The following is a 24,540-nucleotide window of genomic DNA, read 5'->3' as shown; positions in this document are numbered from 1 at the left end:
GAAGTGCAGTCACAGCGTATCGACGTCCAAGATCATGACGACTTCCCCTTCACCAAGGACCGAGGCACCGCTGATTCCAGGGGCGCCGCTGAGGACGCCTTCGAACGGTTTGATGACGACCTCTTCCTGGCCGACGACATCCGAACAGCGCAGACAGACCTGCCGGACGCCGTCTTTGATACGGACGACCATGTCGTCCGCGTCTGTGTCGGCGTTTGGCACGTCGAGTCTGTCGGCAAGCGAGAGCAGTGGATAGACCTTGTCGTCGTGGGTTACCGTCTCACGTCCTTCGACGGATTCGATGGTCACGTCCTCTCGCTCGGAGATTTCGTCGATATTCTTGATCGGGACGCCGTACTTCTCGTCGCCGACGGTGACGAACAGCACCCGGACGATCGCAACGCTCACCGGCAGCATGAGCGTGACGCTCGTCCCCGCGTCGGGCTCGCTTTCGACGTTGATCGAACCGTCGACGCCGCGAACGACCTGGTTGACGACGTCCATCCCGACGCCGCGCCCGCTGACTTCGGTGACCTCGTCCGTCGTCGAGAAGCCGGGGTGGAAGATGAGGTCGTACACTTCCGAGTCGTTGAGCATCCGCCCCTCTTCCTCAGTGATAACGCCCTGGTCGATCGCTTTCGATTTGATCTCCTCGACATCTAACCCGCCACCGTCGTCCTGGACCGTCACCGAGACGCGATCGCGCTCGCGTTCGCCGATGAGCCTGATCGTGCCCTCTCGAGGCTTGCCTTTCTCTTCGCGGACCTCGGGCGGTTCGATCCCGTGATCGACGGCGTTTCGAATGAGGTGCATCAACGGATCGCCCAGTTCATTCAGGATCGAGCGATCCATCTCGATGTCGACCCCTTTCATCTCGAAGTCGATCTCTTTGTCCTGCTTGCGCGAGATGTCCCGGACGACCCGCGGGAAGTTGCCGACGATCTTCTTCAGCGGCACGAGTCGAATCTCGAGGACGGTATCCTGCAGACTCGAGGTGATCTTGCCGTGTTCCTCGAGTTCGTCTTCGGCCTCGACCAGGTCGTTCTCCTCGATGATCTTCCGGAGCTTGATCCGGCTCGTGACCATCTCCTCGACCTGGTTGTAGAGCTGGTCGACCTGTTCGACGTCGACGCGGATCGACTCGACCTCCTGGCTGTCGTGGGTGGTGCCGGGGTCGCTATCGTCGGCATCGGCGTCGTCTGTGTCGTCGGTCGCGGCCGCGGCGATGTCGTCGGTAACATCGGTGACGCGTGCACCCTCGAGATAGCGGTTGTCCTCGAGGAACGTCGCCACGTCGTCGGTGTCGACGCTCGAGTCGGTCAGGAGGTACGTTTCGAAACTACCCTCGAACTCGCCGTCTTCGATCGCCTCGCCGTCCGGGACCGTCTGCAGGAGCTCGTACTCGTCTTCGATGGCGTCGAGGACGAACATCGCGTCGACGTGTTCCGAACCCGTCTGTTCGAACTCGAGGACGGCCTGCAAACACTCGGCGTCCTCGAGGTCGCCGTCGACATCGGCGACGAGTTCCTCGAGCGGAAGGTCGTCGGGTGACACGGTATCGGCGGCGCTACCCTCGTTGCTCGCTTGTGCGTCTCTTTCATCCTCGCCGGCGTCGATCGAGGCACGGATCTCGGCGATCGTCTCGTCGGGATCGGTCTCGGTCTCACCGTCGTCGGAGATCTCCCGGACCATCTGGTCCAGTTGGTCGACGCCGCTGAAGATGAGGTCCATGCGCTCGCCGGTCACCGAGAGTTCGCCGTCTCGGATGCAATCGAGCAGATCCTCGACGGCGTGGGCCATATTGCTCGCGTCCGTATAGCCCATAACTCCGAAGTTTCCTTTCAGGTTGTGTGCGACCCGGAACACCGTCTCGATCGCCTCGGAGTTCTCCGGGTCGGCGGCGTCCTCGAGCTCGAGCAGTGCATTGTTGAGCTTCTGGATGTCCTCTTGGCTCTCCTGGACGAAGGTACTGGTTGGATCGCTCACGCCGACCACCCCTTGAAGGCGTTGGTGATCCCTTCGGCGATGCGGTCTTTCGGCAGGACCATGTCGATGTCGACCTGTTCGGCGGCGACTTTCGGCATGCCGTAGACGCGCGAGGTATCCTCGTCCTGGACGATCGCCTTGCCGCCGGCGTCTTTGATGGCCGCCAGCCCCTCGGCGCCGTCGGCCCCCATGCCGGTGAGGATGACGCCAGCGAGGTTGCCGGTGACGGTTGCTGCGGCCGTTTCCATCGTCACATCTATCGCCGGCTTGACGTTGTGACGTTCGGGGCCATCGTCGTGTGCGACGACGAGGTCACCGTTTCTACTGCCGGAGACTGCCAGATGGATGCCCCCTTTCGCGAGGACGCCCTCGCCGGGGCCGATTCGCTCCCGGCCGGCAGCTTCTCGAATGTCGTACTCCGTTCGTCCGTCGAGACGCGTTGCAAAACGTTCCGTATAGTGGTCAGCCATGTGTTGTACTACCAGAATTCGAAATCCAGCTCGTTCGGGCAGTTCGGACAGCACCCGCTCGACGACGCGCGGGCCGCCGGTCGATGCACCGATGACGAGCGTCGGATCGTTCGGAAACGCGCCGTCGGCGTCGATCGTTGGCTCGCGGTCGGGCTCGGACCGATCCGACGACATTCCCGTCACGTCGGCCTCCGCAACGGCCTCGACGCGCTCGACGATCTCGTCCTGCCGACTCCAGATATCGACCGAGTTATCGCCCGATGGCTTCGCGAAGAAATCGACCGCCCCGGCCTCGAGCGCCTCGAAGGTCGCGTCGGCGTTCTTCGTCGTGTGGGAGCTGATAACGAGCATCGGCGTCGGGTTTGTAGCCATCACCTCTGCGATCACCTCGTGGCCGGTCTTGCGTGGCATCTGGATGTCGACCGTCGCGATGTCGGGGTCGAGTTCGTCGATCAACTCGATGGCTTCGACGCCGTCTTTTGCACGCCCGACGACGTCGATCCCGCCCTCCTCGAGGATTTTACCGAGCGTTTCGCGCATCACCGCCGAATCGTCCGCGATAACAGCTCGAACCATTAGATACCGGTATCGGTGGGCCGACGATCGATCGAATCGGCCATGGAAAACATCGGCTCGACCGTCGTCGGGGTTGGTCGTCGGATTCGATCGATACCGGTCCTCGGGCCCGTCTGCCCTCCGTTCGGCGGGTCCTCGGCGACGCAGCGGCCGTTAGAGATCGTCGCGTCGGCGGTATCGACGATCGGTCCACTCACTGCCATGCGGGTGGATTGTGATGATCGCCGCATAAAGAATTCGGCCGAACGGGGACGCCACGGCTGCGACACTCGCGCCTCGAGCCTGCTTGGCCGTGTGAGTTATGTATGCAGAATCGAAACGACCCAAGCGAATGGCGGGATCCGCTCGGCTCTGCGTGACAAATCAAAAAGGAGGCGTCGGGAAGACGACCGTAGCTATTAATTTGGCCGGTGCCTTGAACGAACGCGGTCGGGACGTACTGTTCGTCGATCTCGACCCACAGGGGAACGCGACGGAGGGGCTTGGGCTGCTCGAGGCCTACGATGCTGACCCTCCGACGTTGCTAGACGCGCTCGTCGATCCGACCGACGTCGATCTAGACGACCTCGTCTACGACCATCCCGAGATGGATATCGTCGCGAGCAACGTCGATATGAACGCCGCCGACTCGACGCTCGCTCGGCAACCCGATCCCGAAACGAAACTCGACGCCGTGTTGACCGAACTCGAGACGGACTACGATGTCGTCGTGGTCGACTGTCCGCCGTATCTCGGACTCGTCACTGACAACGCGTTGTACGCGACGGAGAATCTGGTGATTCCGGCGCTGGCAGAACCGACGAGCAAGCGATCGCTCGAACTCTTGTTCGATTACGTCGGCTCCCTCGAAATGGACCACGATATCGAAATCGAGCCACGCGCACTCGTCGCCAACCGCATCGAAAACACCAAAGCCGCGGACAACATGCTCGAGTGGTTCGACGACGCCTTGCCGGACGTGCCGCTGTATCGCGTGCGCAAACGCGTTGCGCTCCAACGGGCCTTCGCCGACGGAAAGTCAGTGTTTGCCGTCGAGGAGAACGTCGATATGGAATCGGTGTTCGCGTCGATGGCCGAGCAACTCGAGGACGAACGCGCAACCGAGGAGGTACCAGCATGACAGACGACAGAGCACGGCGCATTCGTGATCTACGGAACCGACGCTCGAGCGATGGAGACGACGAACAGTCCGGCGACGCCCCGGACGAGGGTGACGCCGGAACTACCGACGAGGAGGCCGTACCCGACGGAAACGGGTCGGCAACGGAGGACGACGCTGCTGGAGACGCCGAGACGGCCGCCGAAGACTCCGATGCCGTCGCGGAGAACACGGAAGCCGAAGACGATTCCGACGACGATCCCTCACACCCAGGAGAGACGGAGTCAGCAGCCGGCTCGTCGACCGACGAGCAGCCGGCTCCACCGAGTGTCGCGTCAGAACCAGTCTCGAGCGACGGATCGGCGTCGACCGATGCCGGCGACGAACTTACGTTCGACGAATCGTCTATTCCGGCGGCCGACGCGGCCGAACCGACGGTGAGCGACCACGAAGCGAGCCCGATGGTCGACAGCCAACAATCGGCCGAGTCGGCATTCGGCGGCGCGATCGCCGACGCGAGTATCATGTCCGAGTTCGTCGACGACATCGGCGACGAGGCGACCGCTGACGCTGCAGCGGTCGCCGACACGGAGGGCTATGGCGCGGGAGCGGCCGGGCGTGGCGCCGCGGTCTTCGAGCAAGGTGACAGTCTCGTCGCCTCGACTCACGACGACGACGATACCATCCAAATGCTCGAGTTTTACCTCAACGACAGCCGATACGCGGTCGAAATCGAGCAAATCAGTGCGATCGTCGAGATGAAAGAGATCACGCGATTCCCGCGCGGTCCGGACGCGATCGATGGCGTCACCGACCTTCGCGGCGAAATTACGGCCGTCCTCGATCCCACAGTCATGCTCGACATCGAGCGAAACGAGCGCAGCGACGACCAGTACATCGTCGTCTTGGAACGCGACGACGACAAACAGAAACTCGGCGTTCGCGTCACGGATGTCTCCCAGGCCGTGACCTACCGAACGTCGCAGATCGACGAAACGGCCAGCGTCATGGACGCCGCCGAAGAGCACGAGTTCATCAACGGTATCATCAAGAAATCGACCGACGATCGAACCGAGCTCGTGACGTGGCTCGACACCGCCACGCTCATCGAACACACCGGGTAACTCCTCCAGACAACAATCTATGGCTTCAACGAAATCGACCCAACCGACGAGTACGGATGTCCTCGAGTTTACGCTCGGGGAGACTCGCTACTGCGTCGACATCGGCTACGTCGCAGAGATCGTCAACACGGACAAACTGACGGGGATTCCAAACACCCCACCACACGTCGAAGGCGTGATGGACCTTCGCGGGGAGACGACCAAAATCGTCAACCTCCGCGAAGTGTTCGACGACAGTACCGACGATACCGAGGATCTCGGTGAGCGGATCATCGTTTTCAAACGCAAACGCGGCTCGAGCGAGCGAATCGGCTGGCTCGCGGACGAAGTCCAACAGGTCAGCAAGCTCGAGACGAATACGGTCGACACCTCGGTCAAGGGCGATGGCATCGCCGGCATTGTTCGACGGGAGGACGACTTCGTACTCTGGATCGATCCGACGACGGTTCGCGTCTAGACGGCCACGAGACGCCAGTAGTCGGCCAACGTGGATCGTAACAATCCGATAGGAGACTCGGTTTTGTACCGAACCTGGATATGGTGTCACCGTGTACTGTCGGACAACAGGCTGTCCCTATCCGATCACGACTCACCGGTGTCGACGCCGGCGACGGCCGTTCGCATGCAGGGGGACCGTGAACCGGTTTCTCCGAGAGTACAATGTGTGGCCCATCGATTGGCGAGTCGAAGCGCGTTTGTCCCTCCCCAACCCAGCACCGACATGGTCGAGGAGCAGATTTCCGACGGCAAACGGATCGCCCAGTTGCTCGCGTCCGAACTCGAGGGCCGGAACGACGGCGGTCTCGAGGCTGTCGTCGTCACGAACGCTGACCGAGATGTCGAGCCGACGGCCGATGGCGCACGTGCCTACGACATCGCGTTCGCTGACACCGACGCCGACCCGGACGACGACGCTGAAACGGGGCGCCGGTTCGCCAGCGTGTTCGTCCAGGACGATCGAGCGCGCCTCGAGGTCGAGACATCCCAAGAAACTGCTGCAGAGACGGCCCGGAAATCCGAGTTGCGGGTCCGTCCGAAAGCAACCGAGCCGCCACGAACCCTCGTGTTCGTCGAAAACGGTGCAGCGGTTAAACGGGCGGCCGATGTCGTCCAGGCGGTCGTCAGAGACGCTCGAGACTCGTGATCAGGTCCGGAACGGTCGACGCTACCGACCCCTGTTCGACGTGGGCGATGGCTCGCGAATCGGGGCCGGGGCCGTCCTCGAGAAGCACCTGGATCGCGTCCATGCCGGCCTCGGTCGCCCCGACGATATCGGCCTCGAGCTCGTCGCCGACGTAGACCGTCGCCGTGGGGTCGACCCCGAGTGCGTCCGCGATCGCCTCGAACGCGCGCGGATCGGGCTTGCCGGCCTCGAGTTCGCCGGTCACGAGCGCGGCGTCGAAGCTCTCAGTCCAGCCCAGCGTCTCGAGTTTGTCCCGCTGGGCGCGGACGGGCCCGTTCGTCAGGAGCCCGACGCGGTAGTCGCGTTTGAGGTCTGCGAGCATCGCCTCGACGCCCGGCAGCGGCTCGATCACTGACGCGATCGTCTCGCGGTAGGCCGTCGCCAGTTCGGCGGGGTCCGTGTCGGTGTCCTGATCGGCGAGCAGATCGGCGAAGATCGGTTCGCGCGTCTCGCGCGTGAGATTTCGCCGGTGGGCTGCGAGATACTCCTCGCGTGTCAACGCGGGTGCGTCGGCGGCGTCGACGGCCTCCTGGAGCACTGTCTCCCGATCGCGCGTCGGGACCGCGAGCGTGTAGTCGAGGTCGAAGACGACCGCCTCTGGCATAGCTGTAGGAGCGTACTCGAGGGAGTTGAAGGTATGCCTTCCGGCTCGATCTCTCGAGTAGCGATCGGTTACGCGGGGGTGTAGTGTTCGCGGTGGACGATCTCGTCGTCGCCATCGACGACTGCAGTGACGACGATCTGGTCGCCCTCATCGTGGAGGGAGACGAGGAGCCAGGCGTCGGCCCACGCGCCTTCGACCGAGCCTTCGTACCCCTCGATCGTCGTCTCGACCTCGATTCGGTCGGCCTCGAGACCTGGGTCGTCGGTGAGGTGAACCTCGGCGAAGACCAGCGAGTCGTCCGCGTGGCCGTCCTCGAACCCATCACCGGCGTCGACATCGTACTCGATCCGCTTGAGGACATCCCCATCCTCGTCTTCGATCGGATCGTCGAAGACCGCCTCGGGATTGTCCGGCGTCTCGTCTTCCTCACCGATCCAGAAGACCACCCACTCTCCGTCTTCGGTCGTGAGTACCCAAACCGCTTCGTTCGCGTCGGACTCGGTGTTCCACTCGAGGGCGACCAGCCTGGTCTCGTTGCCGAGCGCGCGCTCGAGGTCGTCTTCGCCGAAGAAAAACGAGGCGTCCTCGAGTGCGAGGACATCCGCGGCCGTCGCGTCCTCGGTGACCGTCTCGGTCTCGTAGTCGCCCGTGGCCGGGATGCCGTCGAAATCGACCGTCAGGTCCTCGTCCGCGTAGCCGGACGGGTCGAGGGGACTCTCACTGTGGACGGCGGCTTCGATCCCCTCGAGATCTTCGTCTCGAGCGGCCTCGATGTAGGACTCAACGATGTCTTCCGGTGCGGTGTCGTTCCGTTCGTCGTCGTCCGTGGAATCGTCGTTCGAATCCTCGTCCGGTGGACGTTCGCCCGCGTCGTCTGTGCTGTCGGACCCGCCGTCGTCGGATGTCCCCGACTCATACGGTTTACTGTAAGTCATTTCCGGCGCAACCGCGACCCGGACGGCGGTTGCGCCGATAAATCGTTACAGCAATCCGTATCAGTCGACGGTTCACCGAGACAGCCGGCGACGATCGGGATCGATGCGATATTCGCGCTCAGGTACGTTCGGCGCTTCATGTATCCCGACTCGAGCGCCAGCAACGGCATAAACCGCCAGCCAATTTTCGCGGTCGCCCACTCCAAACCCTCTTACGGATTGGCGGGTCGCGCGGCGGTGATACCCGCATTGACACTGTCATCGGCGCCCGGCAAAACGGGGTTGTGAGGCGTGAAACGGAGTTTGGCGTCCGCCAAATCGATACCAGGGTTTACATCGTCGCTGCCCGTTCGGTCGACCACCGATGACCGCGCTCCCCGCCTGGATCGACGACCGGCTCGATCCGGAACTCAACAAAAAGCTCACTCAACGTCACGTTATCGAGACGATGATCGAGGCCGACCGCCCGTTCTTCTCCGCCCAGCAGATTCGAGCACGCGTCAGGCCCGACGTCAGCAAGGAGACCGTCCGCAACCGTCTCGCCGAACTCCGCGAGATCGATATCGTCGCCGCCGAAACCTACCCCGAGTCGATCACGCTGTACTACGTCAACCACCCCGAATCGAACTGGCCGCTCTCCCCCGAGGGACAGCAGGCGCTGGCCTACGACACGCCCCTCGAGACGCTGTCGCTGGGCGACTTTCTGCGACTCCGGAATCCGGCCGGGTTGCGAACGCTCGTGCTCGCGGGCTTTCAGTTGAGTCTGGTCCTGTTCTGTGCGGGGACCGTTTTCGCGGTGCTCGCCGTCGATCCGTCGATCCAGAGCGAGAACGGGTTCTGGGAGGCGGCCGCGAACCTCTTCGTGGTCGCCGTGGGCCTCCTGCTCGCCGAACGAGTCGTCCGTACCGTCCGCAACAGTGACTCCTGGGGCGTTCGTTCGATCCCGATGCGGTCTCACTCCGAGTGAACGATCTTCGTACAGCCATGTCTACCGAACACGATTCCACGTCCGCCGCCGAATCGACGACCGAACCCGGCCCGTCCCTGCTCACAGAGCGACCGCTGCTTGGCATCTTCGTCCACCTGCTGGGTCTGCTCACGAGTATTGTCGGTCCCGGCGTGCTCTATCTCGTCTCGAGTCGGGAGTTTACGCGCCAAAACGCCCGGAACGCCTTCAACTGGCAGCTGTTACTGGCGCTTTCCTGGACCGGCGTACTGGTCGCGATGGTTGGGTGGATCCTTCTCGCCGAGTTGCCCCTCGTGCCGGATCTGCTCGCCATCGCGATGTTTCTGGTGATCTTTCTCGCCATGTTCGGGCTGATCGTGCTCTCGTTTTGCAACCTGCTGTTCCCGCTCGTCGCGACTGGAAAAGCCATCTTCGGTAGCGCCTGGTCGTATCCGCTCGTGCCGGATTTCCTCGCGTATCTCGAGTGACCGACGACTGATACGGATTGTTGTAGCGTTGTGCCGGTGATCACCGACCCCGTTCCGTGTGGTAACTAGTAACGAATTATAACAGACCGTGCGGATCGGACTCCCTGTAGCGATTTCTTTCGGCAGAATTAATCCTTTTCGCACGTATCGGCTATACGAATGGTCGCCGACGTAGTGCTTACGGTCGACTTCGCGATTATCCTTCTGAGTGCGACGATCGTCGGCTTCATCGCCAAGCAGACGGGCCAACCGACGATCATCGCCTATATCCTCGCGGGGATCATCATCGGCCCGGCGGTCCTCGGCATCGTCGAGACCAGCGAACTCACCGAGTTGCTCTCGGAACTCGGCCTCGCCTTCTTGCTGTTCTTGCTCGGCATCAAGATGCGACTCGAGGACATCCAGCACGTCCTCACGCCGATCGTCAAGATATCGCTTCCCCAGATGGCTGCGGTCTTTCTGGCCGGCATGGGCGTGGCGCTGGCGCTGCCGCCGTTTGGCCTCCTCGAGTCGTTCCTGATCGGACTGGCGGTGATGTATAGCTCCACCGCAGTCGTCATCAAGATGCTCAACGACAAGGACGAGGCGACCTCGCTGCACGGCAAGATCGACGTCGGGGTCTTGCTCGTCCAAGACATCGTCGTCGTCATCATCCTGGCAGTGCTCGCCGCCGGCCAGCCGGACGATCTGGCCGAGGTCGCGACCACGCTCGCGGTCGTACTCGTGCTCGTGGCACTCATCACCGTCGCCGCGATCGGTGCCTCGAAGTCGGTGCTGCCGGTCGTCTTCCGGCGCATCGCGGACAACACGGAGGTCTTCTTCCTCGTCGCCATCTCGTGGGCGTTCCTGTTCGTGTTCGTCTCCGATAACATCAACCTCTTTCTCGCGCCGTTTGGCATCGAAGCCTATCTCTCGATCGAGATGGGCGCGTTCCTCGCCGGCCTGGCGATCGCCCAACTGCCCTACAGCAAGGAGCTCCAGGATCGGGTCAACCCGCTGACCGACCTGTTCGTCATGGTGTTTTTCGTCTCGGTCGCACTCGACCTCGAGGCCGCCCAGTTGCTCGGCCTCTGGCAAGAGGCAATCGTCGCCGCACTCGTGTTGATGCCAGTGAAGTTCCTGATCTTCTTCTATCTGCTCGACTGGCAGGGATTCGACACAGAGACGACGTTTCTCGGCTCGATCAACATGATCCAGGTCAGCGAGTTTGGCATCATCGTCGCCGCCGTTGCCTTCGAGGGCGGGTTCATCCAGGCTGAAGTGCTCGGCTTCATGACCCTGCTCGCAATCTTTACGATGAGCGTCTCGGTGTACTTCATCGAGTTCAACCACGCGCTGTTCAACCGGTTCGAGCCGACGCTCGAGCGGTGGACCGGCGACGGCGAGTTCGAGGGCGGCAAGCAGGAATATAGCGGTCACGCCGTCGTCATCGGCTACGACGATGTGACGAAAAACGCGCTTCCGTTGCTCGCCGATCACTACGAGGACGTCGTCGTCGTCGATCGGACAGTCAGCCACATCGAAACCCTCAAGCAAGAAGGGTACGACGCGATTTACGGCGACTTCCGGAACTCGACGATACGGAAGGACGCGGCCGTCAAACAGGCCGACTTTGTCCTCTCGTCGTCGGTCCAGACGGAAGTGAACAAAGCGCTGCTCCGAGAAGTGAGTGACGACGCGACGGTGTTCGTCGAAGCCGAACGAGTCGATCACGCGCGCGATCTCTACGCGAACGGCGCACACTGTGTTATCATGACGCCACATCTCGCAGCGGACAGACTCGCGGACTATCTCCGGGCATACCTTGAGGGCGAGGACGACACGCTGATGGAAGCGATCGACAGCGATGTCGAACTGCTCGAGAAGCCGGACCCGTTCCCGGCCGATCACGACCGTCTCGGAGGTGAACTCGATGACTGACCTGCTCACAGCGGTCACGATCATCTTCATCGTTGCGGGGCCATTCCTCCTCGTGGCGAACCGGCTCGATCTTCCAACGGTGCCGTTTTTCGTCCTCGCGGGGATCGTCGCCGGAGAGTTCATCGATCCGGACCTCTTGCTCGAACTCGCGTACTACGGGATCGCGCTGCTGGTGTTCGCATTTGGCGCTCGGATCGACCTGTCGGGCGTCAGGACGGTGCTCGCCGACGGTGAATTTGCGGCGATCGGTCAGATCCTGGTCGTCGGATCGCTCGGTGTCGGGTTCGGCCTTGTACTCGGCGTTCCGCCGATAGAGGCAATTTACCTCGGAATCGCTGCCGCACTCTCGTCGACGATCGTCGGCACCGCGCTGTTACAGCGCACCATCAACTCAGATCCCGTTCGCGGACGGCTCGTGCGCTCGATCCAGTTCGTCCAGGACCTGCTTGCTATCCTTTTCATCCTCCTGTTGGGTGCGGGGACACTCGAAATCGGCTACGTGGGGCCGGCGCTCGCCGTTGGGGTAGCGTTGCTGTTGGCGGCTGTCCTCGTTAACCGGTACCTGTTCGATGTCGTCGGCCGGTTAGCGGGAGACTCGGACGAACTTATGATCCTGGGGGTCATCACGTTGCTCGCGGTGTTCGTCGGGGCAGCCGAATTCGCCGGTATCCCGATCGTCGTCGGCGCGTTCGCAGCCGGACTCGCCGTGCGGTACGATCCGGTCGACTACCTCGGGTTGTTCAACGGCCTCCAGTCGCTCAGGGACTTCTTCGTCGCCATCTTTTTCGTCACGATCGGCGCGCTCGTTGTCTTCCCGTTCGTCGGCGGTATCGGGTGGGCCGAGTCCGTGGAGAAGCTGGTGCTCGTCGCCGGCCTCGTCGCCCTGACCGCGGTCGTGAAGCCGGCCGTCACCACGGCGATACTCATCTCCCGCGGCTACGAGGCGCGTTCGGCGACGCTCGCCAGTCTCAACACGGATCAGATCAGCGAGTTCGCGCTCATCATCGCGATCCAGGCCTTCATGATCGAGGCGTTGAGCCCGGCAGTCTTCGACGCCATCATCCTCGCCGCAGCAGTGACGATGGTGACCTCGAGCCTGACCCACCGATACGACGAACAGATCTACCGGACGCTCGCCGACCGCGGGGTAATCGTCGGTCGCCACGACCGAGTCGACGAGTGGAGCGATGTCCCGGACGACATCGCCGACCACGTCGTCATCGTCGGCTACGGTCGGCAGGGGAGAACCCTGGTCCAAACCTGTGAAGAGATGGATCACCCCTACGTCGTCATCGAAAACGATCCTGCCCGCAGAGCGGACGTTGTCAGTGAGTGTGTGGCCGTCGTCATCGGTGACGCGATGGAACGCTACACGTGGGAAAAGGCAAACACCGCCGACGCAAAACTCGTCATTTCGACGGTCAACTCCCAGCCCGTCTCGCGTCACATTCTTTCGCTGGATACCGAGGCCGAAGTGACGCTGCGGGCCCCGGACCGAGCGACTGCCCTAGAACTGCTCGATGCAGGCGCGCTGTACGTCGGCCAGCCCGATCTACTCGCTGGCCAGCAGCTGGCCCAGCAGGTTCGCGGACTGCTCGACGGCGACCTGACCCGCGAGGAGCTCCGGGAACAGCAGCAGGCCGAACTCGAACGTCGGGCCGACTACCTGCCGCTTCATCTCCGGTGAACTCGTCCTACCGGACCGTCCGAGTCAATCTCCCAAATCGCACTGACTGTCACTGTCCGGATCGGCCTTACATTGTCCCGACCGTCGAATCGAACCAGCAGGCCTTTGACCGCGGTTTCGATAGAGAACACCGTGTTCGAGGCCAACCAGGTGCTACGAATCGGGCGTAACCTGCTCGTTTACGCCGCGGGAGTCGGATTGCTCGTGGTCGGCGCGCTCGGGATGGCAGACGCCATCGATCTGTCGACGGTTGTCGGTACGTCGCTGTTCGTCGTCGGATTAGTCCTCGTGTTGGTCGTCCACGAGTACTTCGGCGGCCCGGTGTGAGCAGTTGACGGTGTCGATACCCACCGTATCGATCGGTGAACTATTTTGCCGCCAGACCAGCAAGTCCTCGTATGGATGATTCGACCCCCGACTCGATCGATCTCCTCGAGAACGTTCTCCTGCCAGTCGCACACGAGGAGGACGCCGAAAAAACCGCCCGCGCGCTCGAGCCGTACGACCCGGCTGCCGTGACTGTGCTCCACGTCGTCGAGAAAGGTGGCGGCGTGCCGGACAAGACTCCGATCGAGCAATCCGAAGAGGTGGCCGCCGACGCGTTCGCCGCCGTACGGCGGGTATTTCCGGCGGCCGACGATCACACTGCCTACGCCAGGAACGTCGTCGACGCGATCTTCGACGCGGCCGACGAGGTCGATGCCAGCGCAATCGCGTACCGATCCCGCGGCGGAAACCGGCTGTTGCAGTTCCTTTCGGGCGATCGATCGCTCAAGCTCGTTACCCGGGCTCGTCGGCCCGTTATCGCCCTTCCGATCGAGGACAGACGGGAACCAACGTAACGGCTTCGCGAGCAGGACCCATCCGGATCGGGGAGCCTGCCCGGGTCGCACTACGATCCGTCGTATTCGGGCGGCTCAGATCCGTTCGTCGCGGCTCGCGAACCCGTACCGCTCGAGCGTCTGGAAGTACTCGAGTTGAGCTTGTTCGAGCGCGGCGGCGTCGGTGTCGCCCGAGGCGAGGTCCTCGACCGTCGAGACGAGTTGCTCGCCGGCGAGGACGTTCGGTACGGCGACGTGGGTCGCGCCCGCCTCGAGCAACTCACTCGCGGTGTCGGCCGATTCCGAGCGCAACAGTACGTCGGCGTCCGGTTCGCGTTCGAGGATTGTCTCGGAAACCGGCCGATGGTCGACCGTCGAGACGACGAGCGCCGCGTCGTCGATCTGGGCCTTCTGCCACGGATATTCAGCCAGCGCGTCGCCAAGCACGTAGTTGCGACACTCGGCGTTGAGCTCGTCCCACAGCACCGGATCGTTCTCGAGGACGACGTAGGACTGGTCGAACTCCTCGAGCGTCTGGACGAGTCGGCGGCCGATACGCCCGTAGCCGACCACGACGGCGTGGCCCGTGAGGTTGTCGACGTGGCTCCGCTCGTCGACCTTGCGCGTCCGCTGGCCGCGAAACAACCGGGCGACGACGATCTCGTAGACAGTGTCTTCGGACCGCCGGGCGAGGAATGTGATCAGCATCGTCGCCGCGGCCGCGAGGATGATCGCCTCGAACACCGCCTCGGCGATCGTTCCCATCAGCAGCGCCTGAATGGCGATGATGAGCGCGAACTCGCTGACCTGGTTGAGACTCGAGCCCGCCAGAAACGCCGTTCGGGCGTCGTAGCCCTCGTAGATGAACGAGAGGACGTGGACGAGCGGGTTGAGGACGAGCACCAGTCCCGTGAGCGCGCCCGCGATGAGGAGGACCTCGAGCGACGGGAACGTCACCAGCGCCCCGACAGTGACGAAGAATATCGCGACGAAGAAGTCCGTAATCGAGTCGATACCGTTCTGGACCTCGAGGGCCTGCGTGCCGTCGCTGCGGATGGCAACGCCGGCGGCGAACGCGCCGACGACGATCGAGAGCCCGACGTACTCGGCGGCGCCGATGAACGCGATCAGGATCGAGATGCTCCCGACGAGAACGAGTTCGCCGTCGCCGGCGGCCAGCCGAACCACGAGTGGGAAGCCGTGGCGGTAGATCACCAGTCCGGCGACGACGAACAAGACGCCGTAGCCGATCTGGGCGGCGATGGCGTCGGCGGTGACGACCTCCGTACTGAGGATCAACAGCAAGGCGATCGCAATCAGATCGTCGAAAAAGTGGATCGACGACGCCAGCCGACCGTGGACCAGGTTCTGGCGGATCTCCGAGCCGAGCACCACGCCGCCAACCAGCGACGAACTCAACACGACGGCCGCGCTGAAGTAGACGGCGTTGCGGACGGGATCGGTGAAGCCGAACAACTCGGCGAACCCGAAGCCGACGCCGAAGGCGATCGGTGCGACGACGGCCAGCTGGGTGAGCGCGGCGATCTCGGCGTCTCGAAGCACCGACTCGAGGTCGCCGAAGTCGATCCGGATCGCGAAGACGAACACGAGGAAGGCGATTCCCCACTGGGCCAAGACAATGATCTCCGCCTGGGTGACCGACTCGAAACCGCCCGCTATCAGGCCCGCGATGATGTAGAACGGGATCGGCGAGAGCCCGAAGTGGTTCGCGATCAGCGAGAGGGTGCCGGCGGTGACGAAGACGACGGCGAGCGTGATCACCAGCTCTTCAGCCATCGATATCACCCCCTGGCGTTCGATCGGCGTCGTCGACTGGTTCGTCGTCGACGCGGCCCCCCGTGGCCATCCCGTCCGCGCCGGCTCGACGGTGTCCGCCCTGTCGTGCCCGGATCCCCTCGACGTCTCGAGCGATCGTCTCGTCGAACGTCTGCTTGTCGGAGACGTACAACTCGAGGTACTCGCTCAATTTCTCGGCGGCCATGTGCGTACTCATGACGACGTAGGTCGCACCGCGGTTGTAGAGGGCGCGAGCGTCGTCGATGCGCTCGGCCTCGACGAAGACGGTCGCCTCGTCGTCGACTTCCTCGAGCAGTGCTTCGTTGACTTCACGCTCGACGCTCGAACTCAGGACGAACTTAGCCCCCTTCAGGTTCGCCTCCTTGCGAACTTCTGTATGGCGGAAGTCGCCAAAGACGTACTCGTATCGACCTGCCTCCTCGAGCGCCTCGATGTGGTCGGTCTGCCTGTCGATGACGACGACCTCTTCGTACGTGTCTTCGAGAAGCGGTAGGGCGCGCTCGGTGATCTCGTCGTAGCCGATGGCGATCGCGTGGTTCTGGTAGGTGCTGATCTCGGCGTCTTTCTCCTCGTCGGTCTCGAACCGCTGGAACCACGGCTCGAGGCGGGCGTAGATCGCGTGGTTGTAGGCGATGATGTACGTCGAGACGCCCATCGTCAGCAGCGCCATCAGACTGAGATAGCCCAGCACGTCGGGGCCGATGTAGCCCTGATCGATCGCGAGCGCGCCGACGATCAGCGAGAACTCGCTGACCTGGACCATGTTGATCGAGCCGAGAAAGGAGGTCTCGACGTCGAATCCCTCTCGGTCGATCAGGTAGAACATGATCCAGAAGTTGCCGACCATCAGGACGATCGAGGCGACGATCGCCTGCCACCAGTAGGCCAGCAGACTCGAGAGCCCGTCGATCTGGAGGCCGATGGTGGCGAAGAACACGAGGATGAAGAAGTCCGTGATCGGCGTGATTCGATCCTCGAGTTCCTTGCTGTAGGGGAGTTGGGCGAGGCTGATCCCGGCGAGGAACGCGCCGACTTTCGGATCGAGGTCGGCCCCTTCGGCGATGGCGACGAACAGGAACGCCCAGGCGATGGCGACGATGAGAAAGACGTCCTTGTTGTCCGCGATGCGCCGGAAGAGGCCGGGGAGGATGTACCGCGAAGAAAACAGCGAGAAGATGCCGATAAACGACATCATCACGAGGATGATGCCGAGCGTCGAGGCGATGTCGGCCGCATTCCCGAGCTCGTCGGCGGTAAATAGCGCGAGGACGACAACGAGATAGATATCTTGAACGATGAGGACGCCGACGTCGATCTTACCCGGTAGACTGGTGATCTCGTCCTTGTCGGTGAGGATCTTGACGATGATCGGCGTCGCGCCGAAGACGGTCGCCAGCGAGATGACGAGGATTTCGGTGGTCCCAAACCCGAGCGCCCACGCGACAAGAAACGCAAGCGCCGTCTGCATGACGGTCTGGCCGATGGCGACGTTCGTGACTGCGGGGAGAATCTCGCGAATGTCCTCGAATCGCATCTTCAGCCCGAGTAAAAACAGCAAGAAGGCGAAGCCGAGGTCGGCCATCAGTTCCACCAGCCCCTCCTCGGTCACCACGTCAAAGACGACCGGTCCGAGGATGATTCCCGTGAGAATGTAGGCGATGATCGTCGGTTGCCCCGTCTGTCGGGCGATCAATCCGATACCCGTCGCGACGACGACGATGATCGCAAAGTCGGCCGCAAGGGCAATTTCGCTCATCCGAAAAGTATTCGACTCCCTCTATGTGCAACCGGCTTTTATGCGTTGTCTTCCCGACAGTCCCACGTCCAACGTTTCGTATCGGTGAGCACCGCAGTAACGGATCGATTTCCCGACCCGTCGACTGTGGTAGTATGGGTGCCGTCGTGGTCGGACCGCCCGTTCCCGAACGCTCGAGGACGGAGACACTATGGTCGAGATCAGACACAAACTCGTCAGCGAACTGCACGGCCCGAACGACCTCGTCGAGTACGCCCAACTGACCGAGCAGTCGAACCTCGCGTTCGCCAACGTCTCGGATCACTTCCATCCGTGGCTTCCCGAACAGGGCGAGAGTCGATGGTCTGGAACGTCCTCGGGGCGATCGCTCAGGCGACCGACGATTAGCCACCACGGGGAGTACTACACCGTCGAGAACGCGAAGTTGTACACGCTTCCCGACGAGCTGCCCGAGATCGGAATCGCAGCGGACGGACCGAAGACGGCCCGCAAAGCAGGCGAGATCGGTGACGGCCTCATCACGGTCGTGCCGGACGAGGGGCTGGTCGACGCTTTCGAGTCGAGTGCGGACGCCGAAGACGCACCGATTTACGGCGAGGCGACCGTCTGCTACGCCGAAGACGACGCCGAGGCGATCGAGACGGTCGCCGACCTGTGGCCACAGGAGGTCCTCCCGAGTTCGTTGCTCTGGGACCTCCCCACGCCGGCACACTTCGCAGAGGCGACCCAGGCCGTCGCGCGGGCGGACATCGCCGAGACGGCCCCCTGCGGGCCGGATCCAGAGGCTCACATCGAGGCGATCCAGGCGTACGTCGACGCCGGCTTCGACATGGTGGCGATCCACCAGGTCGGCTCCCGACAGGCGGAGTTTCTCGAGTTCTACGAGGAAGCGGTACTGCCCTCGTTCGACTGATCGACGCGTCGGTCAAGCCGTCCACACTCGCCACCGCTTCGGGCGGTCGTCACTCGCCAGTTGTCTCTTCCCCGTCGCGACTCCGCTGAGTGAACGCCTCGAGCGAAATGTCGTCGGCCAGCAGCGCCTCGAGGTCGTCGCCGATGCGGTCGGCTGCGATGGCGTCGGGATAGATGACGCCGTCCGCGCCGCGCTCGAGGAACGTCACGGCCGCGTCGGTCGTTTCGACGCGGACGAGGCGGGGGACATCCGTCTCGAGGTCGACGACCGCTTCGGTACTGTCACGTTCGGGCGAGAGTGCGACGACGGCAGCGGCGTCCTCGAGACGGGCGGCCGCCCAGACACGGTCGTCGAGCACGTCGCCGTAGACGTACTCGTCACAGTGGTCCTCAATCTCCACCATCAGAGTCGGGTTGTCTTCGACGACGAGGATCGGGCGGTCGAACCGATCACGTTGCTCTACGAGCTGTCGACCGCCGTGTTGGTAATCGACGACGATCACGTGATCGGAGAGATCCTCGGAGACATCCGTCCGCGCGCCGGAGGTGCCGCCGATGGCCCGAAGGAAGCCACGCTCGTCCAGGGAGCGAACGATCGAACCGCCGTGGCGACTGGTGTAACTCGCGACGAGCATGGAGATCGCCGTCGCCAGCACGATCGCGTCGAACAGCGGGCGGGCGATCTGCTCGGCAGCGAGTGCCTCGACTGCAACGAGCAGCGTGAAGACGCTGATCTGATCGAGCGTCAGTCCGGCGAGAATCGCCGTCCGACCGTCGAATCCGCACCGGCCGAGAACGGCGGCGAGCACCAGCGGGTTCACGACGAGGATCGCCACGAGCAACGCGATCGTATAGCCGCCCGTCTCGAACCCCGGAACCGTCAACAACGCGCCGACGGTGACGAAGAAGATCGGCGTGAAAAAGTCCTCGAGATCGTCGACCGTATCGACCAACTCGAGGGAGTGTGGGTAGTCGTCCGCGATGGCGATGCCGGCGGCGAAGGCGCCGACGACGATCGAGAGGCCGGCGAGTTCGGCCAGCGCGATGAACCCGATCACGAACGAGATGCCGACGAGCATCATCACCTCGGAGTCGCCCTGTAGCCTCGCCGTCAGCCGGTGGAAGAGGAGGTATCGAACGCCGAGACCGAGCGCGATCAGCCCGGCCGCGACCGCAAACTGCTCGAGTGCCGGTGTGGCGGCGTAGACGAACGCACCCAACGCGAGAACGACGACCACGCCCAGGACGTCCTCCGTGAAGTGGATCGACTCCGCCAAGCGTTCGTAGGTCGGTCTGGCGCCGCTTGGCGCATCGAGATAGCTCGTCGCGACGAGCGAAGAGCTCAGGGCGGCGGCCACGCCGAAGTACACAGCGTTCACCCCGTCGAGACCGAACCCGAGACCGACGCCGAACCCGAGCGCACCGGTCACTGTCGCTTGCAGAATGCCGACACCGACGCCGATCCGACCGCGCGAGCGCAGCGCGTCGAGGTCGACGTGGACGCCAAAGAGGAACACGAGAAAGGCGATCCCCCACTGGGCGAGATCCAGCAGCGCCGTCTCGTCGACGAACGCGCCGGCGACGATGCCGGCGAGCAGGTAGAACGGGATCACTGGGAGCCCGCGCTGTGCTGCCACAATCAGCAGAACGGCCGCGAGGACGAATATCAGCGTCAGTGCGAACAGCATCTCATACATCGGTCTCACCTCCAGTACCGGCGTCGCTCGTCGACCGAGACGACGGACCGATCGCGCGCTCGTTGAGCGCCTCGATCTGCCGGTCGAACGTCTCCGAGTCCTCGAGGTCCGCGAGCAGCCTCGCCACCGCGTCGCCGACGAGGCCGCGTCCGTCGACGACGTAGTCGGCGCCGGCTTCGGACAGCGTTTCGGCGTCCGTATCGGTGGTCGCCGCGACGATCGATACCGCGTCGTCGGTCTCCTCGAGTAGCCGTCGGTTGACATCGATCCGTTCGCTTGCACTGACGAGGACGTCGGCTCCGGCGAGGTTCGCAGCCTGTCGAATGTCGCCGTGTCTGGCGTTGCCGAAGATGAAGCCGTACTCGGCGTCGGCCAGTTCCTCGACGTACTCGGCACCGTCCTCGACGAAGACGATGTCGTCGACGGCGTCCTCGAGCACCGTCGCGAGTTCGTCGGTCAGTCGGCTGTAGCCGACGATTACCGCGTGATCGTCGTACTCGACGGGCTGGGCGTCGATGGTGTCCTCGCGCTCGAGGCGTTCGAGGACGGGCCTGACGTAGCTGTAGATCTGACGGTTGTAGATCACGTAGTACGTCGAGATCGGCATCGTGATGAGTGCCATCAGGCTGAGGAAGCCGAGGATCCCCTCCTCGACGAACCCCTGGTCGACGGCGAGTGCCCCCAGTACCAGCGAGAACTCGCTGACCTGAAGCATCGAAATCGTCCCGAGAAAGGAGGTCTCGATATCGAAGCGCTGGCTGTAGAACAGGCCGAAGACGATGACGAAGTTGATCCCGATCAACAGCACGGAGGCGATAAGCGCCTCCTGCCAGTACGCAAGCAGCTGCTCGAGTTCCATCTGGAGGGCGATCGACGCAAAGAAAACGGCGATGAAGAAGTTCGTCGCCGGTCGCATCCGTTCTTTGAGTTCCGTGCTGTAGGGCAGTTGAGCCAGCGCGAGCCCAGCGAGGAAGGCACCGATTTCGACGGAGAGCTCGAGGCTCTCGGCGGCGAAGATGAACAGAAACGCCCAGGCGGCGCCGACGGTAAAGAGGGTACTCTTATTCCGTGCGCTGGCTCGCAACAGCGCGGGGAGAAAGTACTTGCTGGCGAGATACGCGACGACCCCGATGGCGCTCATCAGGGCGAGAACGCGACCGATACTGAACGCGATCTCGCCGACGTCGTCGACGGTGCCGACCGTCAGTATCGCCAGGGCCATCACGAGGTAGATGTCCTGAAAGATGAGGATACCGACGTCGACCTTGCCGTACAGCGCCTTCAGATCCTCCTTGTCGCCGAGTACCTTGACGATGATCGGCGTCGCGCCGAAGGTCGTCGCCAGCGCGATCATCAGCGATTGAAAAAGCGTAAAGCCGAGCAAGAGTGCAACCGCCGTCGAAGCGACCGCCTGCAGAATCGCCTGTCCGAGTGCGATCGCGCCGACGGGTCTGGCGATCCCTCTGATGTCGTCGAAACGCATCTCGATGCCGAGCAAAAAGAGCAGGAAACCGAGGCCGAGTTCCGAGACGACCTCGATCAACTGATCCTCCGCGACGATCCCGAGCCCAATCGGGCCGACGACGACGCCAGTCAGCACGTAGGCGACGATCGTCGGCTGTTTCGTCAATCGAGCCGCGTAGCTCAGGACGGTCGCCGCGACGATGAGCAACGCGAAGTCCGTCGCCAGCGCGATTCCACCGACCGTCATCGTTTCCCGTCGAGAGCGGCGAGGTCGATCGTCGGATGCCACCTACTCTCAGCGGCCGGAAACGCAGTCACTCCGTTCAACGGATACTGAAACACGACGACCGGGATTTTGAATTGTGCCTGCCCTTTCAGCGTCCCCCGTCGATCGGCACCCGACGTGTCGACCGTGGCCGCTCACGCTCGAGGTCCCCTCGGAGACGGAACGCTTTCCCAGCCGGCCCGACGAGTATCACCCGTGACAGATCCTACCGCACATCACGTCGGAATCACCGTCAGCGACCTCGAGGCCGTACTCCCCTTCTATCGGGATGTCCTCGGCCTCGAGGTCGTCGATCGATTCGCCGTCGGTGGCGAGGCCTTCGCCGAAGCGGTCGACATCGAGCGTGCACGCGGCGAATTTGCCCACCTCGAAGCCGACGACTGTCGGATCGAGCTCGTCGAGTACGATCCCGAGGCCCGCGCTTCCCCTGCAACTGGCCTCAATCAGGCGGGTGCGATCCACATCGGACTCACCGTCGACGATCTCGAGAATTTCGTCGCCGGGTTACCCGACGATGTCGACACGTTGAGCGAGCCCAGAACGACCGACAGCGGCACCACGATCTGCTTTCTCCGGGACCCGGAACAGAATCTCGTCGAACTGCTCGAGGCCTGATCGTCTCGTCGAACTGCGCTGAGGACGACGCCCCTCGAGCGGACTCGACTCGGGATTACTCGGGGAGGCTAAACTCGATCGCCGCACCCTGTCCGAAGCCGACACACTCGGTGGCGATCCCGCGTTCGACGCCCCGGCGACGCATCTCGTGGACGAGCGTCACTGGCAGACGCGCCCCCGAGGCACCGAGCGGGTGGCCGATGGCGATTGCGCCGCCGTTGACGTTGAGTCGATCGTCCGGAATGCCGAGTTCGTGCTGAGAGTAGATCGTCTGGCTCGCGAAGGCTTCGTTGATCTCGACCAGTCCGTAGTCGTCGATGTCACGACCCGCACGCTCGAGCAGGCCTTCGGTTGCGGGCACCGGGCCGATCCCCATGACGGTCGGGTCGACGCCGGCGACGTAGCTGGTGCCGACTTCCGCGAGGACCTCGAGGTCCTGTTCGTCGGCGAACTCGCGGCTAGTCAACAAAACGCCGGCCGCGCCGTCGGCGATCTGGGAGGCGGTGCCGGGGGTGACGGTGCCGTCTTCCTTGAAGACGGTCGGCAACTCGGCGAGTTTCTCGGCGGTCGTTCCCGGCCGAAGTCCCTCGTCCTCGTCGTGGATGCCGTCGTCGGTCTCGATCGGGACGATTTCCTCGTCGAAGCGGCCCTCTTCGGTCGCTTCGACGGCTCGTTGCTGGCTCCGTGCGCCGTAGGCGTCCTGTTCTTCGCGGCTGACATCGTACTTCTCGGCGACTTTTTCGGCGGTGACGCCCATCGCGAGGTTCTCCATGCCGTACTTCTCGTCGAGTTTCGGATGCATGTCGCCGCTGCTTGCTGCCCCCATCTTGACACGACTCATACTCTCGACGCCGCCGGCGAAGACGGCCTGATGGCGACCTGCCGCGATCGAGTCCGCCGCGCTAATGATCGCCTGTGCGGAGGACGCACACTGGCGGTCGACCGTCGTCGCCGGCACGTTCTCGCCGAGCTCCGAAAAGAGCGCGATCTGGCGGGCGATGTTGGTCCGTTGTTCGCCGCGTTGCTGGGCACAGCCCCACATCAGGTCGTCGATCTGATCGCCATCGAGGCCCGTTTCCTCGAGCATCGCGTCGACGAGCGGAATCGAGAGGTCCTCGCTTCGCATGTCTGCGAGCGCGCCGTCTTCTTTTCCCTGGGCCGTCCGGACTGCGCTTACCAAAACCGGTGTCGTATCGGTCATGATTCATCACAATCTTTGACTATACTAATAGATACGTGATTCGGAAATCCATCGACGGCGGTCGGTTAGCTGACGGCGGCGGTTCCAGTGGCGTCCCACACCTGCACTGGTGAGCGAAATCATTCGGTGGGTATCGATGTCGCTCACCAGTCGGCGGTCGGAACGGGACGAAGACCGGCTACCCACACGGCTGGGGACCCGCTCGCTGTCGGAATACGTGTGTTTTATAACCGTCACTGGCTAACGGCGTTGTACGACTATGCCCCACTCTAATGGCCCTCGGCAAGGAACCCGGAACAAGCTTGCAAACGATCCTCGAGACCGCGGCGGATCGCCGCCACAGCGTGCGATTCAGCAGTACGAGGAAGGCGAGAAGGTCCACCTCAAGATCGACCCGAGCATCCACAAGGGACGCTTCCACCCACGGTTCGACGGGCTCACCGGCGAGGTCGTCGGCACCCAGGGCAACGCGTTCAAAGTCCGCATCAACGACGGCGGGAAAGACAAGACGCTGATCGTCACGGCAGCCCACATGCGCGCCCAGGACCGAGCCGAAGATCGCGTCTGAACCCAGTATGACGATCTTCAAGGAGATCGTCGACGAGGAGTTCCTCACGGTCTCGGAAACGAAGGAGCTGCTCGCCGACATCGAAGCCGAACGCGCACTCGACGAGGATCGGGAGCTGCGCTACGAACTCGCTCGAGCGATCGAACACGTCAACCGATTCACCACCCTGGAGCCAGCGGAGGCCCAGGACTTGGTCGACGAACTCGAGGACGTAGAGAAAGTTGACGAACCGACAGCCTACAAGATCGCGAATCTGTTGCCGCGGAATCGAGACGAGCTTCGATCGGTGTACGCACAGCAACGATACTCGTTGTCCGGGGACGAACTCGACGAGATTTTAGATGTCGTCGCGAAGTACGCCTGAAAGCGAGCCGACTCTTTAAG

At 62.9% G+C, this 24,540-nt stretch carries 23 protein-coding genes; 14 read left to right on the top strand and 9 right to left on the bottom strand.

Translation table 11 applies throughout. The features are described 5' to 3' along the window. Positions 1-9 precede the first annotated feature (9 nt). Positions 10-1,995 carry a chemotaxis protein CheA gene (gene cheA, locus D8Y22_RS17605; RefSeq protein WP_141465995.1) on the bottom strand — a complete coding sequence of 662 codons (1,986 nt, stop codon included), beginning with the start codon at positions 1,993-1,995 and terminating at the stop codon, positions 10-12. Then, positions 1,983-3,032, bottom strand: coding sequence for a chemotaxis-specific protein-glutamate methyltransferase CheB (gene cheB / locus D8Y22_RS17600; protein ID WP_141465994.1), 1,050 nt, complete (start codon positions 3,030-3,032; stop codon positions 1,983-1,985). The genes cheA and cheB overlap by 13 nt, the downstream gene beginning before the upstream one ends. 331 nt (positions 3,033-3,363) lie before the next feature. Between cheB and D8Y22_RS17595 the strand changes: the two genes are divergently transcribed. The 4 genes from D8Y22_RS17595 to D8Y22_RS17580 all read left to right on the top strand — a co-directional run bounded on the left by D8Y22_RS17595 (position 3,364) and on the right by D8Y22_RS17580 (position 6,399). Then, the gene (locus D8Y22_RS17595) at positions 3,364-4,152 is read left to right on the top strand and encodes a ParA family protein (RefSeq protein ID WP_141465993.1); all 789 of its coding nucleotides are present in this window, start codon (positions 3,364-3,366) and stop codon (positions 4,150-4,152) included. After that, a complete protein-coding gene (locus tag D8Y22_RS17590; protein WP_141465992.1) occupies positions 4,149-5,255 on the top strand; it encodes a chemotaxis protein CheW in 1,107 nt (368 codons plus the stop codon). The genes D8Y22_RS17595 and D8Y22_RS17590 overlap by 4 nt, the downstream gene beginning before the upstream one ends. Before the next feature lie 19 nt (positions 5,256-5,274). Next, positions 5,275-5,712, top strand: a complete 438-nt coding sequence (locus D8Y22_RS17585; RefSeq protein ID WP_141465991.1) for a chemotaxis protein CheW — start codon at positions 5,275-5,277, stop codon at positions 5,710-5,712. Between the two features lie 264 nt (positions 5,713-5,976). Then, positions 5,977-6,399 carry a hypothetical protein gene (locus D8Y22_RS17580; RefSeq protein WP_141465990.1) on the top strand — a complete coding sequence of 141 codons (423 nt, stop codon included), beginning with the start codon at positions 5,977-5,979 and terminating at the stop codon, positions 6,397-6,399. Here D8Y22_RS17580 and D8Y22_RS17575 read toward each other — a convergent pair. After that, positions 6,377-7,042: an HAD family hydrolase gene (locus tag D8Y22_RS17575; protein WP_141465989.1), complete on the bottom strand. Its 666-nt coding sequence runs from the start codon at positions 7,040-7,042 to the stop codon at positions 6,377-6,379. The genes D8Y22_RS17580 and D8Y22_RS17575 overlap by 23 nt on opposite strands. Before the next feature lie 68 nt (positions 7,043-7,110). Then, positions 7,111-7,977 (bottom strand): hypothetical protein, encoded by an 867-nt coding sequence (locus tag D8Y22_RS17570; RefSeq protein WP_141465988.1) that lies wholly within the window; start codon positions 7,975-7,977, stop codon positions 7,111-7,113. A 364-nt stretch (positions 7,978-8,341) separates the two neighbouring features. Between D8Y22_RS17570 and D8Y22_RS17565 the strand changes: the two genes are divergently transcribed. The 6 genes from D8Y22_RS17565 to D8Y22_RS17540 all read left to right on the top strand — a co-directional run bounded on the left by D8Y22_RS17565 (position 8,342) and on the right by D8Y22_RS17540 (position 13,860). Further along, a complete protein-coding gene (locus tag D8Y22_RS17565) occupies positions 8,342-8,944 on the top strand; it encodes a helix-turn-helix domain-containing protein (protein WP_141465987.1) in 603 nt (200 codons plus the stop codon). Positions 8,945-8,961: 17 nt separating this feature from the next. Then, positions 8,962-9,411, top strand: a complete 450-nt coding sequence (locus tag D8Y22_RS17560) for a DUF4870 domain-containing protein (RefSeq protein WP_141465986.1) — start codon at positions 8,962-8,964, stop codon at positions 9,409-9,411. Positions 9,412-9,570: 159 nt separating this feature from the next. Then, entirely contained in the window at positions 9,571-11,331 is a 1,761-nt protein-coding gene (locus D8Y22_RS17555; RefSeq protein WP_141465985.1) for a cation:proton antiporter, read from the top strand. Further along, positions 11,324-13,018 (top strand): cation:proton antiporter domain-containing protein, encoded by a 1,695-nt coding sequence (locus tag D8Y22_RS17550; RefSeq protein WP_141465984.1) that lies wholly within the window; start codon positions 11,324-11,326, stop codon positions 13,016-13,018. Before D8Y22_RS17555 ends, D8Y22_RS17550 begins: the two co-directional genes overlap by 8 nt. A gap of 132 nt (positions 13,019-13,150) precedes the next feature. Next, the gene (locus tag D8Y22_RS17545; protein WP_141465983.1) at positions 13,151-13,345 is read left to right on the top strand and encodes a hypothetical protein; all 195 of its coding nucleotides are present in this window, start codon (positions 13,151-13,153) and stop codon (positions 13,343-13,345) included. A 71-nt stretch (positions 13,346-13,416) separates the two neighbouring features. Beyond that, positions 13,417-13,860, top strand: coding sequence for a universal stress protein (locus tag D8Y22_RS17540; RefSeq protein WP_141465982.1), 444 nt, complete (start codon positions 13,417-13,419; stop codon positions 13,858-13,860). 75 nt (positions 13,861-13,935) lie between these two features. Here the strand turns inward: D8Y22_RS17540 and D8Y22_RS17535 are convergent, their stop codons facing one another. Beyond that, positions 13,936-15,636: a cation:proton antiporter gene (locus tag D8Y22_RS17535; RefSeq protein WP_141465981.1), complete on the bottom strand. Its 1,701-nt coding sequence runs from the start codon at positions 15,634-15,636 to the stop codon at positions 13,936-13,938. Next, positions 15,629-17,413, bottom strand: coding sequence for a cation:proton antiporter (locus D8Y22_RS17530; protein ID WP_246084488.1), 1,785 nt, complete (start codon positions 17,411-17,413; stop codon positions 15,629-15,631). The genes D8Y22_RS17535 and D8Y22_RS17530 overlap by 8 nt, the downstream gene beginning before the upstream one ends. Before the next feature lie 190 nt (positions 17,414-17,603). Here D8Y22_RS17530 and D8Y22_RS17525 point away from each other — a divergent pair, with 190 nt between their 5' ends. Continuing rightward, entirely contained in the window at positions 17,604-18,326 is a 723-nt protein-coding gene (locus D8Y22_RS17525) for an LLM class flavin-dependent oxidoreductase (RefSeq protein ID WP_141465980.1), read from the top strand. 49 nt (positions 18,327-18,375) lie between these two features. Here the strand turns inward: D8Y22_RS17525 and D8Y22_RS17520 are convergent, their stop codons facing one another. Next, positions 18,376-20,022, bottom strand: coding sequence for a cation:proton antiporter domain-containing protein (locus tag D8Y22_RS17520; protein WP_141465979.1), 1,647 nt, complete (start codon positions 20,020-20,022; stop codon positions 18,376-18,378). Next, entirely contained in the window at positions 20,015-21,733 is a 1,719-nt protein-coding gene (locus tag D8Y22_RS17515; protein ID WP_141465978.1) for a cation:proton antiporter, read from the bottom strand. The genes D8Y22_RS17520 and D8Y22_RS17515 overlap by 8 nt, the downstream gene beginning before the upstream one ends. Positions 21,734-21,967: 234 nt before the next feature. Between D8Y22_RS17515 and D8Y22_RS17510 the strand changes: the two genes are divergently transcribed. After that, positions 21,968-22,387 (top strand): VOC family protein, encoded by a 420-nt coding sequence (locus tag D8Y22_RS17510; protein WP_141465977.1) that lies wholly within the window; start codon positions 21,968-21,970, stop codon positions 22,385-22,387. A 55-nt stretch (positions 22,388-22,442) separates the two neighbouring features. On the opposite strand, the gene D8Y22_RS17505 is transcribed toward D8Y22_RS17510, so the two are convergent. After that, positions 22,443-23,588, bottom strand: coding sequence for a thiolase family protein (locus D8Y22_RS17505; RefSeq protein WP_141465976.1), 1,146 nt, complete (start codon positions 23,586-23,588; stop codon positions 22,443-22,445). A gap of 259 nt (positions 23,589-23,847) precedes the next feature. On the opposite strand from D8Y22_RS17505, the gene D8Y22_RS17500 reads away from it, so the two are divergent. Continuing rightward, positions 23,848-24,156 (top strand): 50S ribosomal protein L21e, encoded by a 309-nt coding sequence (locus D8Y22_RS17500; protein ID WP_141465975.1) that lies wholly within the window; start codon positions 23,848-23,850, stop codon positions 24,154-24,156. A gap of 7 nt (positions 24,157-24,163) precedes the next feature. Further along, positions 24,164-24,520 (top strand): RNA polymerase Rpb4 family protein, encoded by a 357-nt coding sequence (locus D8Y22_RS17495; RefSeq protein WP_141465974.1) that lies wholly within the window; start codon positions 24,164-24,166, stop codon positions 24,518-24,520. The last annotated feature ends 20 nt before the right edge of the window (positions 24,521-24,540 follow it).

The sequence above is a fragment of the Salinadaptatus halalkaliphilus genome, from assembly GCF_006543045.1.
Taxonomy (GTDB): domain Archaea; phylum Halobacteriota; class Halobacteria; order Halobacteriales; family Natrialbaceae; genus Salinadaptatus; species Salinadaptatus halalkaliphilus.
The sequence above is the reverse complement of the archived record's forward strand: the minus strand, read 5'-3'. Positions and strand labels throughout refer to the sequence as shown.

Coding starts and splice junctions, on each gene's coding strand:
- cheB (WP_141465994.1), bottom strand. CDS start 3,032: ATGGTTCGAGCTGTTATCGCGGACGATTCGGCGGTGATGCGCGAAACG.
- D8Y22_RS17595 (WP_141465993.1), top strand. CDS start 3,364: ATGGCGGGATCCGCTCGGCTCTGCGTGACAAATCAAAAAGGAGGCGTC.
- D8Y22_RS17590 (WP_141465992.1), top strand. CDS start 4,149: ATGACAGACGACAGAGCACGGCGCATTCGTGATCTACGGAACCGACGC.
- D8Y22_RS17585 (WP_141465991.1), top strand. CDS start 5,275: ATGGCTTCAACGAAATCGACCCAACCGACGAGTACGGATGTCCTCGAG.
- D8Y22_RS17580 (WP_141465990.1), top strand. CDS start 5,977: ATGGTCGAGGAGCAGATTTCCGACGGCAAACGGATCGCCCAGTTGCTC.
- D8Y22_RS17575 (WP_141465989.1), bottom strand. CDS start 7,042: ATGCCAGAGGCGGTCGTCTTCGACCTCGACTACACGCTCGCGGTCCCG.
- D8Y22_RS17570 (WP_141465988.1), bottom strand. CDS start 7,977: ATGACTTACAGTAAACCGTATGAGTCGGGGACATCCGACGACGGCGGG.
- D8Y22_RS17565 (WP_141465987.1), top strand. CDS start 8,342: ATGACCGCGCTCCCCGCCTGGATCGACGACCGGCTCGATCCGGAACTC.
- D8Y22_RS17560 (WP_141465986.1), top strand. CDS start 8,962: ATGTCTACCGAACACGATTCCACGTCCGCCGCCGAATCGACGACCGAA.
- D8Y22_RS17555 (WP_141465985.1), top strand. CDS start 9,571: ATGGTCGCCGACGTAGTGCTTACGGTCGACTTCGCGATTATCCTTCTG.
- D8Y22_RS17550 (WP_141465984.1), top strand. CDS start 11,324: ATGACTGACCTGCTCACAGCGGTCACGATCATCTTCATCGTTGCGGGG.
- D8Y22_RS17540 (WP_141465982.1), top strand. CDS start 13,417: ATGGATGATTCGACCCCCGACTCGATCGATCTCCTCGAGAACGTTCTC.
- D8Y22_RS17535 (WP_141465981.1), bottom strand. CDS start 15,636: ATGGCTGAAGAGCTGGTGATCACGCTCGCCGTCGTCTTCGTCACCGCC.
- D8Y22_RS17530 (WP_246084488.1), bottom strand. CDS start 17,413: ATGAGCGAAATTGCCCTTGCGGCCGACTTTGCGATCATCGTCGTCGTC.
- D8Y22_RS17525 (WP_141465980.1), top strand. CDS start 17,604: ATGGTCGAGATCAGACACAAACTCGTCAGCGAACTGCACGGCCCGAAC.
- D8Y22_RS17520 (WP_141465979.1), bottom strand. CDS start 20,022: ATGTATGAGATGCTGTTCGCACTGACGCTGATATTCGTCCTCGCGGCC.
- D8Y22_RS17515 (WP_141465978.1), bottom strand. CDS start 21,733: ATGACGGTCGGTGGAATCGCGCTGGCGACGGACTTCGCGTTGCTCATC.
- D8Y22_RS17505 (WP_141465976.1), bottom strand. CDS start 23,588: ATGACCGATACGACACCGGTTTTGGTAAGCGCAGTCCGGACGGCCCAG.
- D8Y22_RS17500 (WP_141465975.1), top strand. CDS start 23,848: ATGCCCCACTCTAATGGCCCTCGGCAAGGAACCCGGAACAAGCTTGCA.
- D8Y22_RS17495 (WP_141465974.1), top strand. CDS start 24,164: ATGACGATCTTCAAGGAGATCGTCGACGAGGAGTTCCTCACGGTCTCG.